Source organism: Flavobacterium lacustre (assembly GCF_027474525.2).
Taxonomy (GTDB): Bacteria; Bacteroidota; Bacteroidia; order Flavobacteriales; family Flavobacteriaceae; genus Flavobacterium; species Flavobacterium lacustre.
The window spans coordinates 652073-667268 of the sequence record NZ_CP114882.2; the positions used below are offsets into that span (position 1 = coordinate 652073).

Genomic DNA, 15196 nt, shown 5'->3' on the forward strand with positions numbered 1-15196 from the left:
TGGTAATATCTTGACAATACGAAAAACCACTGCATTGACTAACTTTCAAATTCAAATAACAAATGAATATCGCTAAATGAATTTGAATTCAAACAACAAGACTATTTTAATCGCGCCCTTAAATTGGGGATTAGGACATGCTACACGTTGCATTCCTATCATCAAAGCATTACAAGAAAATAATTTCATCCCAATAATTGCTTCCGATGGAATTGCATTAGCGCTTTTACGAAAAGAGTTTCCATATATCCAAACATTAGAACTGCCTTCATACCAAATAGAATATGCCAAGAATGGTAAAAATTTCAAATGGAAATTACTGAAGAATCTCCCAAAAATGATGGAAGCCATTTGGGAAGAAAAAAGATTAGTCAAAAAATGGGTCAAAAAATATGCTATTGAAGGTATTATTTCCGACAATAGATTAGGAGTTTTTAGTCCAAAAGTTCCCTCAGTGTTTATTACACATCAATTGAATGTCATGACCGGGAATACTACATGGATAACCAGTATTTTACATCAAAAAATCATCAAAAAATATACAGAATGTTGGGTTCCTGATGTTGAAAATGCTATAAATTTGACGGGTAAATTAGGACATTTAAAGACGAATACACTAAACCTGAAATACATTGGACCATTGAGTCGTTTACACAAAAAAGAAGTGCCACAAAAATATGATTTAATGGTAATTCTGTCCGGTCCTGAGCCGCAACGGGGAATTCTGGAAGAGATGTTAAAAAGAGAAGTTTTACGATTTAATGGCAAAGTCGTTTTTATCAAAGGAATTGTCGAGAAAGAACAGAAGAAAGAAGAAATAGAAAATATTACGTATTATAATTTCATGAATACGCGCCAACTCGAACAAACTTTTAACGAAAGTGAAATTGTACTTAGCCGTTCGGGATATACCACTATCATGGACTTGGCTGTCCTGCAAAAAAAGGCTTTTTTTATTCCTACTCCAGGGCAATATGAACAAGAATATTTAGCAAAAAAACTAAAAAACAGCAATTTAGTTCCTTTTGCTGAGCAGGACAATTTTAGAATTGAAGCACTTGCAGAGATAAAAAATTATCAAGGATTACCAATCGTAAACACCGATTTTGACTGGACTGACTTATTAAAAGTTTTTGATGATAAATAAAAAAACACTAATCAGAACCTGCCCGATTAGTGTTTTTTATAATTTTAAAACGCTTATAATTTAACTGTCTAATTTCTTATCGTCAAATTTTTCGTGTTTGATTATTTTAGCATGAATCATAAAATGAACATATTCAGCAACATTAGTACAATGCTCAGAAATACGCTCAAGATGTTTCAACACAATTACAAGATTAGTCCCGGAAACAACTGCTTTCGAATTTGTTTTCATCTCCGTAATGATATCGTGAATGGCTTCATCACATCTATTTTTGATGGTTTTATTCAAAACAAAAATCTCTCCTATAGTACTTTCATCACGTGTTATGAAACATTCATTGGTTTTAGTAGTCACCAACTCCACTTGACGCGCTAATTCTGCTATGTTGAATTTAGCAATCAAGTCGTGTTTATCTTTAATACTTTTTGTTTTTTTGATGATGCTAATAGACAAATCTCCTATACGCTCAATCTCATTGCTAATTTGCATAGCCGACATGATAAAACGCAAATCCGAAGCTACAGGTTGCTGTAACGCAAAAATACTTTGACAAATCTCATCAATTTTTACATCTAATTTATCAATTTTATGCTCGGTTTTCTTTACTTCTTTTCCTTCAGCGACAGCTTCTGAAAGTAATGCATTTACAGATTCACTCACCTGAATTTCAGCAAGTTTCCCTATTTTTATAATTATATTTTTAAGTTTTTCTAATTCTATTTCAAAGTGTGTCATCCTATTATTTTTTTAGTATTAAGAGTAAAAATCACAACAACAAAACAAGCATTAAAGCCTGCAAGTTCGTTTTAATTTTTATCCAAATCTACCGGTGATGTAATCCTCGGTTTGTTTTTTCTCTGGTTTGGTAAAAATAGCATTTGTTTTTCCCATTTCAATCAATTCACCCATATAAAAAAAAGCAGTATGATCACTTGTTCTTGCTGCTTGTTGCATGTTATGCGTAACAATTATTATGGTATATTGCTCTTTTAGCTCATGAACTAATTCTTCGATTTTAGAAGTCGATATTGGATCTAATGCACTCGCAGGTTCATCCATAAGAATAATATCCGGGCTTACTGCCAAAGTTCTCGCAATACACAAACGTTGTTGTTGACCACCTGAAAGACCCAATGCAGAATCGCCCAATCTGTCTTTTACTTCATCCCAAATAGCCGCTTGTCGCAAAGAAACCTCAACAATTTCGTCTAATTCAGTTTTATTTTTTATTCCGTTAATTTTCGGACCGTAAGCAATATTCTCATAAATAGATTTCGGAAAAGGATTTGATTTTTGAAAAACCATCCCAATTTTCTTTCTAATATTAACAACATCTACGTCTTTATTGTAAATATCAACGCCTTCAACCAGCATTTGTCCGGTGATTGTAACGTCAGGAATAAGATCATTCATTCTGTTGATACATCTCAAAAAAGTAGATTTTCCACAACCGGAAGGGCCTATTAAAGCAGTCACTTTATTGGCTGGAATTTGCATCGAAATCTCTTTCAAAGCCTTTTTTTCGCCATAGTATAAGGATAAATCTTTAACTTCTATTTTTATATCTCTCATGTTCTTTAATGTTATGTCTAAAATAATAAATTAGTAAATCGAATTGGAAATTATTTAGCTCTTCTTCTAATTCTGGATCTAATAACTACCGCTACCAAGTTTAAGGATAAAGTAAGGATTAACAATACCAGAGTCGTAGCAAACTGTATAGGCATTGTTTTTTCTACATCAGATGATTGTGTAGACATAATGTAAATATGATATCCCAAATTCATGAATTGATCACTCATTGACGCTGGTAAAGTGGCTAAATAATATGCCGCTCCCGTAAATAAAATAGGTGCAACTTCTCCAGCTCCACGGCTTACCGCAAGAATTGTCCCAGTCATAATTCCGGAAACAGAACCCGGAAGAACCACTTGTTTTATCGTTTGCCATTTTGTTGCTCCCAATGCTAAACTGGCTTCGCGTAACTCTCTTGGAATTGTTTTCAGCGCTTCCTCAACAGAAACAATAATAACCGGAAGCGTTAATAATGCCATTGTAAGACTCGCCCAAAGAATATTGGGTTGCCCCCAATGCAACTCGCCTGCATTAAAAACCTTATCAACTCCTCCTCCTACAAATTGAATAAAAAATCCAAGACCAAAAAGTCCAAATATAATAGAAGGCACAACTGCTAATGTACGAACCGAAAATCGGACAGCTGCGGCGAATTTAGAATTCTCCTTTGCATATTCTGTAAGATAGATAGCTGTAATTGTCCCGAAAGGAACTGCCGCAATCGACATAACAATTACCAATATAAAAGTTCCAATCAAAGCGGGAAAAATTCCTCCTTCGGTCATTCCATTTGTTGGGAAAGTAGAAATAAATTCCCATGAAAATCTCTCACGCCCTTGATAAATAATAATACCAAGAATTACAAAAAGAACGGCAATAATCAAGAAAACCGCCACTTGCGTAATTCCTATAACTATATTTCCTTTTAAATCCGCACCCTTCTTTTTACTTGGAAAAAAAGCAGTGTTTATTTCGTTATTAACTGTATCCATAATTTATTTGCCTTGAAATTTTTTGATTAATTTGCCTTTCACATAGAATTCTGCGATAGCATTTAAACCAAAAGAAAAAATAAAAAGTAATGACCCAATGAAGAATAAAACACTGTAATGAGTTTCTCCAAAAACAGTTTCGGCCATCTCAGAACCAATGGTGGCAGCAAAAGTTCGCACACTCTCAAAAGGATTTGCCGATAGTAAAGCAGCATTTCCTGTTGCCATAAGAGCAATCATGGTTTCTCCAAAAACCCTTCCCACTCCTAAAAGTAGCGCAGCAAAAATCCCAGGGGTTGCGGCCGGTAATATTACTAAAAAAGCAGTTTGTGCCTTACTGGCGCCAAGTGCTAAACTGGCTTCGGTGAATGTTTTTGGTACTGCCGAAAGAGCATCTTCTGAAATGGTATAAATAATAGGTATTGCAGCCAATGCCATGGCAACTCCGCCAATAAACGCATTCAATCTTGAACCATATCCAAAGATATCCTGAAAGAAGGTAGCCAAAACCATCAAGGCAAAAAAACCAATTACTACTGACGGGAAAGCCGCCAACATTTCGATAATAGGTTTTATAATTTCCTTGACTCTTTTTGAGGCAAAACAAGAAGTATAAATTGCAGCAAGAATCGCAATTGGTCCCGCAATCAACATGGATATAATAGTAACTTTTAGTGTCCCTATCAGTAATGCTATTAATCCAAAACGAGGATTATCAGAAACAGGAACCCATTCTGTAGAAACAAAAGTACTCCAAGTCCTATCAGCTCCTTCCTTGTTTTCGGAAGCTACTATTGGGGTTTCTTCGGCACTTCCTACAGATAAATCTTCGGTAGCATCTCCATAAGTTTCCGGCGTTAAATCTTCGGTTGGAGCACCGTAAGATTCTGGTTGTAAATCTTCATTAGAAACTGCTTCGGCACCATAAGTCTCCGGTGCTAAATCTTCCACTGGAGCGCCATAGGATTCAGGCTTATCGGTTTCTGGAGCTTGAATTTCGGTGGTTTCTTTTGCTTTATCTCCAAAACTGAACAATGGTAAAGATTCTTTGAAAACAAAAATAAATATCAAGAAAATAATTGCAATGGATAAAAAAGCAACACTGGAAATAATTTTTTCGGCTAGAAATTCTGATAAGCGAAATTGCTTTTTCAGCGTTTCTTTGGTGAAACTTGGATTCTTAGGAAATTGGGGATTCATCTGAATTATTTAAGAATTCATATAAGATAAAACAAAACACCCCTCAGTTTTTTTTGAGGGATGCTACTGTTTTTTGATTATTTTACTGGATAATATCCTACTTCTACAATTACTTTTTGACCTTCAGGACTTAAAATCCAGTCGATAAAAGCTTTAGTATCACCGGTTGGTCTAGATTTTAAATACATAAATAAATATCTAGTGATAGGATATGTTTTATTTTTTATTGTAGCTGCTGTTGGTAAAATTCCAGGACTTTTATCATCTTTTTTTACTTTACAATCTTTAACTCCTTCTGCATATGCTGCACCACCGTAACCAATACCGTATTTATCTTTTTTTACTGCATTAACAATTGCTGCAGTACCAGGTAGAGTTTGACAAGTTGGTGAAAAATCAGTTTTTACAACATTATCTTTGAAGAAACCAAAAGTTCCCGAACTACTCTCACGTCCGTACAATTTAATACTAGCATCAACTCCACCAACTTCTTTCCAGTTTGTAATTTTTCCTGCGAAAATTTCCCCAATTTGTTTCAACGTCAATTCATTAACACCATTTCCTTTATTCAAATAAACGGATAAACCATCTTTAGCACATGGAATCTCAACACCTAAAGTACTGTATCTTGCTTTTAATTTTTCCATTTCTGAAGGCTTAATCGGACGACTTGAGTTAGCAATATCAGTAGACCCATTAATTAATGCAGCAATACCTACACCTGATCCCCCTCCGGTAACCTGAATTACTGTACCAGGATTTTTTTTCATATATATTTCAGCCCATTTTTGAGATAAAATAACCATCGTATCAGAACCTTTTACTGTGATTTTTGTTAAAGAAGTAAAAGAAAATCCTATTGCCATAATAGCCAATAAAATAACAGCTAATCTAAATTTTGTTGTTTTCATTTTATGTTTTATTTATTTTATTTAATCTTGTAAATTATAATTAAAATCCTGCTTGAATTCTTATTGTAAAAGTGTTATCTAATTTATCTTTTATATAATCTCCACCAACAACTGTGCTAGATTCATTTATTGGCAAACTATAACCTGCAACAATTTTAACATTATCATCATAAAAATATTGCCATGAAAAAGACCAATTTTTATATTTTAAATCATCTTTAATTGTAACAGCATTTCCTGACAAATGTCTATTAGGATCCCAACTATCATATCGAACGGCTATTTGATTACTTTTACCAATATTTTTAACCCAAGTAGCATAAAACCCATTAAAATCACGAATACCGTTGAAATTAAAACTAGGATTACTATTAGCTACAGGAGATGCTGTCGTACCTTTTTCACCTGAAATCGTTCCTGAAATATATTCTCCTTTTAAAGACATTCCGCCAAGAAAATCGTAATAAATTCTCATCTCACCACCAAACCATCTTTTTTGAAAACTATCTCCTAATTTAGCTTCAAAGTTATTATTATTAGCATCACTAAAAGTTCCTGCTTGCAGAACGGTAGTATTACCTAAATAAGTATGTGCTCCAAGATCAATACCTAATCCTTTTGATGGAAATTTAAAAGAATAAACTCCTCTTATCATAACATCTTTTTTATTATCAACATCCCTAAGATTGTTGGTCAAAGAGCCTTCTCCATAATTCCCATTAAAAACCGCTAATTGAAATTTAAATGGAATTGAATATTTCACTTCTAAATCTGCTTCAATTTTAGCTCCTAAATCCCTTTCCTGTGGGTATAAAATCCCTGACATTCTGCTTCGCTCCAATAACTCTCTTGAACGTGACGAAAACTCCACTTCATAACTTGTTCTATTAAATTGCCCTAAAAACAATTTAAAAGTTTGCAACCAACGGTCATTCAAAGACACGTAAGCATCTCTTAAAGTAACTTTATCAAAAGCATAATCAGGCTGAATCACAAAAACAGCTCCGTCTACAGGCTCATAGGTCAATTTTACTCTAGCTCTTCTGATAAAAAAAGTATTTTTTACCGGAATAGCAGTTGTTGACGGACCTGGACCTATATTATCTTGATAGTTATACATTTCATATTGAGTTTGTATATAACCTGAAAATTTAATCTTGGTTAATTTATCTAAACTACTTTCCATCGTAGATAACTTTTCATCTAAAGACGAAAATTTCATACTATGTTCATCCAAAGACTCTTTTAACGACTCAATGCTTAACGTTTTAACAGAATCTATTGATATCGAATTTACCGAATCATTAACAACATCTTGCGCTACCAGACTGTAAGAACTAATTATCAAAGTTGCAAATAAAATTTTTTTCATTCTTTTTTATGATTTAATTTTTTGCAAATGTGGCATTGTTATGTTAAGCGAATGTTAACACAATATTATGTTGATGATAAATTAACATTAGAAACATACTAACGTACTGTTTTAGTGACATTTGAATTAATTTCTTAATGTTTTTTTAAAGCCTAAAAATAAATTTGTTAATTTATATCCTACATTTATACTTTAAAGGACTACTATTTTGTTTTTAAAACACGAATGAAAAACGGCTAAACACACGAAGGTTTTATTTCGTAATATTTAACTCTTGCTTTTTTATTTTCGTTTTCTCAATGGTAAAAGAGAATTCAGAACCAATCCCAAATTCACTTTCTACATATATTTTTTCTTTATGCGCTTCAATAATATGTTTGACAATAGCTAATCCTAAACCGGAACCGCCTTCTGAACGGGAACCGCTTTTATCAACTCTGTAAAAACGTTCGAACAACCTTGGTATATTTTGTTGTTCAATCCCTTCACCATTATCTGTTACGCGAACCAAGGCTTTTTTATTGGTCAGATTAATGATTGCCACCTCTGTCTCTCCGCCTTCTTTACCATATTTTATAGAATTGACAATAAGATTCTCAACCACTTGTTGTATTTTATCTTTATCACCATGAACTAAAATTGGTTTTATACTTTCATTTTCAAAAGCGAGTCTAATTTTCTTTTTATCTGCTTTCATTTCTAATAAATCGAAAACATTCTGAACCAACTCCACGATATCAAAATCAGAAATTTCTAAGTGTAAATCCCCAGATTCTAATTTGGTAATCATATCCAAATCTTCGACAATATAAATTAATCGCTCTACTCCTTTTTCGGCACGTTTTAAATATTTTTTTCGAACCGATTTATCGTCCATAGCACCATCAACCAAAGTAGATAAATAACCTTGAACTGTAAATAATGGCGTTTTTAATTCATGAGAAACATTACCAAGAAATTCTCTTCTGTATTCTTCACGAACTTGAAGCATTTCGATTTCTAACTTTTTATCGGTAGCAAACTTCTTAACTTCTCGCGTTAAGGTTTCCATATCTGTAGTAATAGGCTGATTTATAAACGAGCTGGACTCTAATAAGGAAACATCATCATATATTTTTTTGACACGTCTGTAAATAAAACGCTCCACCCGATATTGTAAAACCAAAAAAGAAAACAAATAAATAACAACAAGACAGACAAATCCAAACGAAAACAAATCAACACCCTTAGATCCAAAAAATAACAACACCATCAGCAATACAAATCCAGTAGCAAAAAGACTAATGAATAAGGCCGACTTTATCGCGAATTTATAGGTTTTCTTAAAATTGATTTTCATTGATTTAACTCCTGCTTATGCTTAATTTGAATGCTTAATCTTGTTCTTTAAATAAAAGTACTTTTATACCACTTCAAATTTATATCCTACTCCTTTTATTGTTTTAAAAAAGTCTTCGCCAATTTTTTCTCTCAGTTTTCTGATATGAACATCAATAGTTCTTCCTCCAACAACGACTTCATTTCCCCAAACTTTATCCAGAATTTCATCTCGTTTGAATACTTTTCCTGGTTTTGAAGCTAATAAATAAAACAATTCAAATTCTTTTCGAGGCAAAGCGATTTCGATATTGTCTTTTACAATTTTATATTCTTCACGATTAATTTCGATCCCGCCTACATTAAGTGTTTCGCTGTTTTTTTCCTGTTCTTTTAAGCGGCGCAACAATGCTTTTACTTTACTGACTAATAATTTAGGTTTTATAGGCTTGGTGATGTAATCATCAGCTCCGGCATCAAAACCGGCAACTTGAGAATAATCTTCACTTCTTGCAGTAAGGAATGTGATGATGACATTATTAAGTTCAGGGATTTTTCTAATATTCTCGCAGGCTTCCATTCCGTCCATTTCCGGCATCATGACATCCATTATAATAAGGTCCGGGATTTCTTTTTTGGCAGCAGCAACTGCTTCTTTTCCGTTTGTTGCTGTATAAATTCTATAACCTTCTTGAGTAAGATTGTATCCTACAATTTCTAAAATATCCGGTTCATCATCTACTAACAGGATTTTAATGTCTTTCTTCTTCATATTATAAAGTAGCAAAATTATGTTTATCAAATTGGTTTTTTGTGTAAAAAAACCAAACGATTCTTGATTGCGATTGTAAATATAATGATAAAACAGCACTCAAAAAACGTGTTAACCTTAATTTAATGTACCAACGATTTGGTAATATTGAACCAACAAAAACATAACTACTACGTAACCTGAATTTAACAAACCTGCCTTTAATTTGCAAAAAAATAAACATCAAACAAAATGAAATTAAAATTTCTAATTATTACATTATTCATTTGTGTCCTTGGATTTTCACAAAACAAAGGGACTATTTCAGGGATTTTGACTGATAAAGATTCAAATAATCAGGCATTGCCCTTTGCAAATGTTTTAATAAAAGGAACAAAAACAGGCGTAAATACGGATTTAGACGGTAAATATTCTATTGCTGTTACTCCAGGCAATTATATTCTACAATTTAGTTTTGTAGGTTACGAATCTTTAGAAGTACCCGTTACCGTAAAAGCAGACGAAAAAGTTACTATAAATAGAGCATTAGGTTCCGGCAGTTACAAACTGGAAGATGTTGTTATTAAAGCTGCCGCTCCAAACAGACAAAAAGAAACTGCATTATTGTTAGAACAAAAAAATGCAGTAGAAATTAAACAAACTATCGGCGCCCAAGAATTATCAAGAAAAGGGGTCAGCGATGTTGCTACCGCAGTAACAAAAACTACCGGAATAACGAAACAAGAAGGTTCAGGAAATATATTTGTAAGAGGTTTAGGAGATCGTTACAATTCAACAACTATGAACGGCTTGCCAATTCCTTCTAATGATCCTGAAAAGAAAAATATTAATCTTGATATTTTCTCAACCGATATTCTTGAATATGTCTCTATTGACAAAGTCTACAACAGCAAATTATATGGTGATTTTGCCGGAGGAAATGTTGATATTGTTTCTAAAGATTACAAAGGTAATGGATATCTTAAATTTGAAATTGGTTCAAAAATCAACACAAATGCAATTAGCAAAGATGCTTTTTCATTACAAAAAGGAATTAGTAATTTTGGTTTCAACAGCTCATCTATTCCGAGTAATCCACTAACACAATATAATTACAGCAGTTTACAGCTTGAAACTAAGAGCCCTATTGGAAGTAATTTTGGAATTTCGGGAGGAAAATCGTTTAATGTAGGCTCAGAAGGAAAACTAAATCTTTTTGCAACTGCATCATTCGGAAATGATTACGCATCAAGAAATGAAGGTTCTGCTAAAGGTAGTGTAAACGGAAGCGGTGTTGTGAACAAAAATTTTGAAGATTATTCATTAGTAAGTTATAACACCAATTTTACAGGAATGTTGAATTTAGGCTACAAAATAAATAATAGAAATAAAATTAACTTCAATAGTGTTTTTATAAACACTTCATCTCTTAGCAAAGAGGAATATACCGGATATATCGTAGATATTGCAAATGACGGAAATGGGTTAATTCGTAGAAATAAATTTGAAAAAAACAGTTTATGGATCAATCAATTATTGGGAGAACATACTTTTAATGAGCGTTCAAAATTTAACTGGGGAGCTTCTTATAATACCATCCAAGGAGACATGCCGGATAGAAATCAAAATATTTTCAGAAAAGAACCAACCGGATATGTTTTATCAAGTATTTCTGCACCAGACAATCACCGTTACTATCAAAAATTAATGGAAAATGAAGTCGCTGCAAACCTATCATTTGACTATAAATTCAGCAAAACAGGAGAAGGTGAATACAAAGGAAAATTAACCGCGGGGTACAACGGAAGATTTAAAACAAGAGATTTTGAAGCTACACAATTTAACTTCAAAGCAAATCAAGGATTTAACAATACAATTGTTGACCCAAACAGCTTAGATTCATTTTACAACCAACAAAATTTAAGCAATGGATACTTTGAAATCACTACTTTCAGAGGAAATTATCAAGTTCCAAATGCATTAAAACCACAGACTTATAATGGGGAACAATATATAAACGGTGGGTTTTTAAATACAGAATACAAATTCAATAAATTGACAACGGTTGTTGGTTTAAGAGGAGAATATGTATTTCAAAAAGTGAAATGGAATACACAACTTGATCCAACTGGTGGAAATGACGAATTAGATAAATTAGCCTTTTTACCAAGTTTGACAATGAAATACGAATTGACTGAAAAACAAAATTTGCGTTTTGGATTTAGCAAAACGTATACATTGCCACAATTCAAAGAGAGAGCTTTATTTGTATATGAAGATGTTACAGAAGTAAAAGTTGGTAATCCAAACTTATACGCATCGGATAATTACAACTTTGATTTAAAATGGGAAATGTTTCCAAAAAGCGAAGAATTAATATCACTTACAGCATTTGGAAAATACATTCAAAATCCAATAAATGAAGTAACTATTGCCTCTTCAACAAATGATATATCATTTATTAATACAGGAGATTATGGTTATGTTGCCGGTGCAGAAGTAGAGTACAGAAAATTACTTTTTAATTTTGATGATTCTAATTCTAAAAAGCTTTCTGCCGGAATAAATGCTTCTTACTTGTACAGCAATCAAGACTTAAATACTGAAAAAGTAATAAAAGAAACTGATTATAATGTTGTTTTCACCAATACAAAAAGTAGTTTTACCGGTGCATCCGATTTACTATTAAATGCTGACATTTCTTTTTTCAATGAATGGAATGATAAAGGAAGCAATTTAAACACCACATTGGCATACACTTATTTTTCAGACCGACTTTATGCAATCGGAACTAATGACAGAGGTGATTTAGTTGATAAAGCTTTTGGATCATTAGATTTTATTGCTAAATCCAAATTGAATAAAAAAATAGGAATTGACTTTGTATTGAAAAATTTACTTGACCCACGAATAGACAGAGTTCAAGCAAACAGTAGTGGAGACGTTAACGTTTTGTCATACAAAAAGGGGTTAAGCTTCAGCCTGAATCTCAATTATCAATTTTAAAAAAAAGAGCAGTTTTCACTGCTCTTTTTTTTTGGCCAATTTCTTAACATTAAAACATTAAAGTAACACTTAGGTAAACTTTATTTAAATCAACCATGACAATCGCTTAACTTAAAAAAAGAATATACATACCATCTTTGCAACAACAAAAAAACATAAACTAAATTTCAATCATGAAAAAATCAATTTTACAATTATTCGGAATTTTTGCTTTATCAGCATCTTTGATTACAAGCTGTTCAAGCGATAGCGGAAATGACACTCCTTCATCAACATTTGTAGTTGATGCAAACAACTTTACTGGTATCATAAAAGACGGAGAAGTTATTCTTTCTGCAGGAACTACTTATAAATTGACAGGAAAATTACAAATAAACGACGGTGCAACATTAACTATTCCTGCTGGAACAAAAATTGAAGGAACTGGCGGAACTGCATCATACATAGCAGTTGCTCAAGGAGCAAAATTAAATGTAAACGGAACGGCTTCTAATCCAGTAATTATGACAAGTGGATTACCAACTAAAAAAGCTGGAGACTGGGGAGGTTTAGTAATCTGTGGAAAAGCTCCTATAAATCGTGTAACTGGTGGAGCAAGTACTGCACAATCTGAAGTTGCTGACTTAACTTACGGAGGAACAATAGCTAATGACAATTCCGGTTCTATCCGATATTTAAGAATCGAATATGCTGGAGCAGCATACAATAGTGAAAAAGAATTTAACGGAGTTTCGTTATTTGCTGTTGGTTCAGGAACTACATTCGAATATGTAGAAGCTTACCAAGGTGCTGATGATGGTTTCGAATTTTTTGGAGGAACTGTAAATACTTCTAACCTTATTTCTTACGGTAATGAAGATGATCAATTTGACTGGACTGAAGGTTGGGCTGGAACAAACACTAACTGGTATGGTAAATTAGCTTTTGGAAAAGGAAATAGAGGAATTGAAGCAGACAACTTTGAATTTGGTTTTGCAAATACTCCAATATCAAATCCTTCTATAACAAACATTACTTTAGTTGGACCTGGAAGTGCAGCTGATGCATTAATTTATACCGAAAATCAAGGTTTGAAAATGAGAAGAGGTACAAAAGCAATTTTCTCTAATGTTGTTTTAAGCGACTGGAAAACGGGTATCGATATCGAACACGATGAAACTATTGCTGGTGTTGGTACAGCATTAAAAGTTACTAATGTAAATTACATTGCTGTTGCTACAAAAACTAAAGGAAAAACAACTTTAGCTGCTTCTGCTGACGTATCTGCAGTAGCAACGGAATTAGTTTCTGCAACTGGTGCAGGAAATGGAGTTGGAGCACCTGCTTGGTCTACAGGTTGGTCAGTAGGTTTCTAAAATACAAGTAATAAAAGTAATAAAAGAGGCTGTTTGTATAACAGCCTCTTTTTTTGGTACAGTATTTGAAATATTTTTTTTATCTTTACTATTATAAATGATTAGCTAATGACAAAAAATTACTTTTATACTTCAATCTTATTGGTTTTTTTGTTTTCTCTTAGTCTTTCGGCTCAAGAAGCTAAGCAACAACCAAGACCACAAGAAAACACTTCGATAGAAGGGCTTAACTTGTATCCGAACCCTGTGAGTAATGGCAAAGTCTACATTACTTCAAAAAATGATTCCGATAAAGAAGTACAAATATTTGATGTTTTAGGCAAAAAAGTATTTCAAACCATGCTGAGTTCAAAAGAACTGAATGTTTCCAATCTTTCGCCGGGAGTTTACATCATCAAGATCAAAGAAAACGAAGCTTCAAGCACCAGAAAACTCATCATAAGATAATATTTAATAAAAATAACTTAAAGCTCTAAATTCATTTGGAGCTTTTTTTATGCCTTTATATTGCAAAAAACTTCCATTTCCAAAATCCTTCTTTCCATTTTTTCCATTTAATTTTTAATTACTTTTGTAAAAAAAATTCCTTGATTACAACAACCGATATTTTTACCATTACGAACCAAAAGCAATTTGAAAAAATAGCTTTAAAAGTGTTTCGTTTCCAACATGAAAATAACGCCGTGTATCGGGAATTTTGTGATTTTTTAAAAACCGAAGTCCAAAAGGTAAAATCAATTCATCAAATTCCGTTTTTGCCCATACAATTTTTCAAAAGCCATTCCGTAGTTTCGAATTCAAATGCAATTCAAGCCACCTTTACAAGCAGCGGAACAACAGGAATGAGCACCAGCAAACATTTAGTAACCGATGTTTCTGTTTATGAAGAAAGTTACCGCAAGGGATTTTCCCAGTTTTATGGAAACATAGAAGATTATGTCGTTCTGGCTTTGCTGCCTTCCTATCTCGAAAGAGACGGTTCTTCTTTGATTTATATGGTCGAAGATTTGATTCAATTATCCAACCATCCCGAAAGTGGGTTTTACCTTCACAATCACGAAGAACTGATTAAAAAACTAATCGAATTAGACCAATCTGGGCAAAATGTAATTCTAATTGGCGTTACTTATGCCTTATTAGATTTGATCGAAAAGCAACAATTTCAGTTACAAAACACCATTATTATGGAAACTGGAGGAATGAAAGGTAGACGTAAAGAAATGATTCGAGAAGAATTACACGAACAACTCTGCGCTGGTTTTGGGGTTTCGTCCATTCATTCAGAATACGGAATGACCGAGTTACTTTCCCAAGCCTATTCCCTTGGCGAAGGCGTCTTTGAATGCCCTTCCTGGATACAAATACTCGTTCGAGATACCGAAGATGCTTTAAGCTATGTAAAAGAGGGTAAAACAGGCGGAATCAACGTAATTGATTTGGCTAATATTAATTCTTGTTCATTTATCGCCACACAGGATTTAGGCAAAAAAAATCCCAATACTACTTTTGAAGTACTGGGACGTTTTGATAATTCGGATATTCGAGGTTGTAATTTAATGGTTCTGTAAAT

At 33.1% G+C, this 15196-nt stretch carries 13 protein-coding genes; 5 read left to right on the forward strand and 8 right to left on the reverse strand.

The features are described 5' to 3' along the window. The first annotated feature begins 76 nt into the window (after nucleotides 1–76). Nucleotides 77–1147, forward strand: coding sequence for a glycosyltransferase (locus O6P34_RS02990; RefSeq protein ID WP_269685848.1), 1071 nt, complete (start codon nucleotides 77–79; stop codon nucleotides 1145–1147). 60 nt (nucleotides 1148–1207) lie between these two features. Here O6P34_RS02990 and phoU read toward each other — a convergent pair whose 3' ends face one another. The 8 genes from phoU to O6P34_RS03030 all read right to left on the reverse strand — a co-directional run bounded on the left by phoU (nucleotide 1208) and on the right by O6P34_RS03030 (nucleotide 9286). Further along, a complete protein-coding gene (gene phoU / locus O6P34_RS02995) occupies nucleotides 1208–1882 on the reverse strand; it encodes a phosphate signaling complex protein PhoU (RefSeq protein ID WP_269685849.1) in 675 nt (224 codons plus the stop codon). Nucleotides 1883–1960: 78 nt separating this feature from the next. After that, nucleotides 1961–2719: a phosphate ABC transporter ATP-binding protein PstB gene (pstB, locus tag O6P34_RS03000; RefSeq protein ID WP_269685850.1), complete on the reverse strand. Its 759-nt coding sequence runs from the start codon at nucleotides 2717–2719 to the stop codon at nucleotides 1961–1963. Nucleotides 2720–2769: 50 nt separating this feature from the next. Then, entirely contained in the window at nucleotides 2770–3714 is a 945-nt protein-coding gene (pstA, locus tag O6P34_RS03005) for a phosphate ABC transporter permease PstA (protein WP_269685851.1), read from the reverse strand. A gap of 3 nt (nucleotides 3715–3717) precedes the next feature. Then, nucleotides 3718–4914, reverse strand: a complete 1197-nt coding sequence (gene pstC, locus O6P34_RS03010) for a phosphate ABC transporter permease subunit PstC (RefSeq protein WP_269685852.1) — start codon at nucleotides 4912–4914, stop codon at nucleotides 3718–3720. Between the two features lie 77 nt (nucleotides 4915–4991). After that, nucleotides 4992–5825, reverse strand: coding sequence for a PstS family phosphate ABC transporter substrate-binding protein (locus O6P34_RS03015; protein ID WP_269685853.1), 834 nt, complete (start codon nucleotides 5823–5825; stop codon nucleotides 4992–4994). A 40-nt stretch (nucleotides 5826–5865) separates the two neighbouring features. Beyond that, a complete protein-coding gene (locus O6P34_RS03020) occupies nucleotides 5866–7197 on the reverse strand; it encodes a porin family protein (RefSeq protein WP_269685854.1) in 1332 nt (443 codons plus the stop codon). A gap of 253 nt (nucleotides 7198–7450) precedes the next feature. Next, the gene (locus O6P34_RS03025) at nucleotides 7451–8536 is read right to left on the reverse strand and encodes a sensor histidine kinase (RefSeq protein WP_269685855.1); all 1086 of its coding nucleotides are present in this window, start codon (nucleotides 8534–8536) and stop codon (nucleotides 7451–7453) included. 63 nt (nucleotides 8537–8599) lie between these two features. Beyond that, the gene (locus O6P34_RS03030; protein WP_269685856.1) at nucleotides 8600–9286 is read right to left on the reverse strand and encodes a response regulator transcription factor; all 687 of its coding nucleotides are present in this window, start codon (nucleotides 9284–9286) and stop codon (nucleotides 8600–8602) included. A gap of 231 nt (nucleotides 9287–9517) precedes the next feature. On the opposite strand from O6P34_RS03030, the gene O6P34_RS03035 reads away from it, so the two are divergent. The 4 genes from O6P34_RS03035 to O6P34_RS03050 all read left to right on the forward strand — a co-directional run bounded on the left by O6P34_RS03035 (nucleotide 9518) and on the right by O6P34_RS03050 (nucleotide 15194). Continuing rightward, the gene (locus tag O6P34_RS03035) at nucleotides 9518–12271 is read left to right on the forward strand and encodes a TonB-dependent receptor (protein ID WP_269685857.1); all 2754 of its coding nucleotides are present in this window, start codon (nucleotides 9518–9520) and stop codon (nucleotides 12269–12271) included. Between the two features lie 173 nt (nucleotides 12272–12444). Then, the gene (locus O6P34_RS03040; RefSeq protein ID WP_269685858.1) at nucleotides 12445–13626 is read left to right on the forward strand and encodes a hypothetical protein; all 1182 of its coding nucleotides are present in this window, start codon (nucleotides 12445–12447) and stop codon (nucleotides 13624–13626) included. A 108-nt stretch (nucleotides 13627–13734) separates the two neighbouring features. Next, complete coding sequence (locus O6P34_RS03045; RefSeq protein ID WP_269685859.1) at nucleotides 13735–14073, forward strand: T9SS type A sorting domain-containing protein; 339 nt, start codon at nucleotides 13735–13737, stop codon at nucleotides 14071–14073. Between the two features lie 140 nt (nucleotides 14074–14213). Further along, nucleotides 14214–15194 (forward strand): LuxE/PaaK family acyltransferase, encoded by a 981-nt coding sequence (locus tag O6P34_RS03050; RefSeq protein ID WP_269685860.1) that lies wholly within the window; start codon nucleotides 14214–14216, stop codon nucleotides 15192–15194. Nucleotides 15195–15196: the final 2 nt, after the last annotated feature.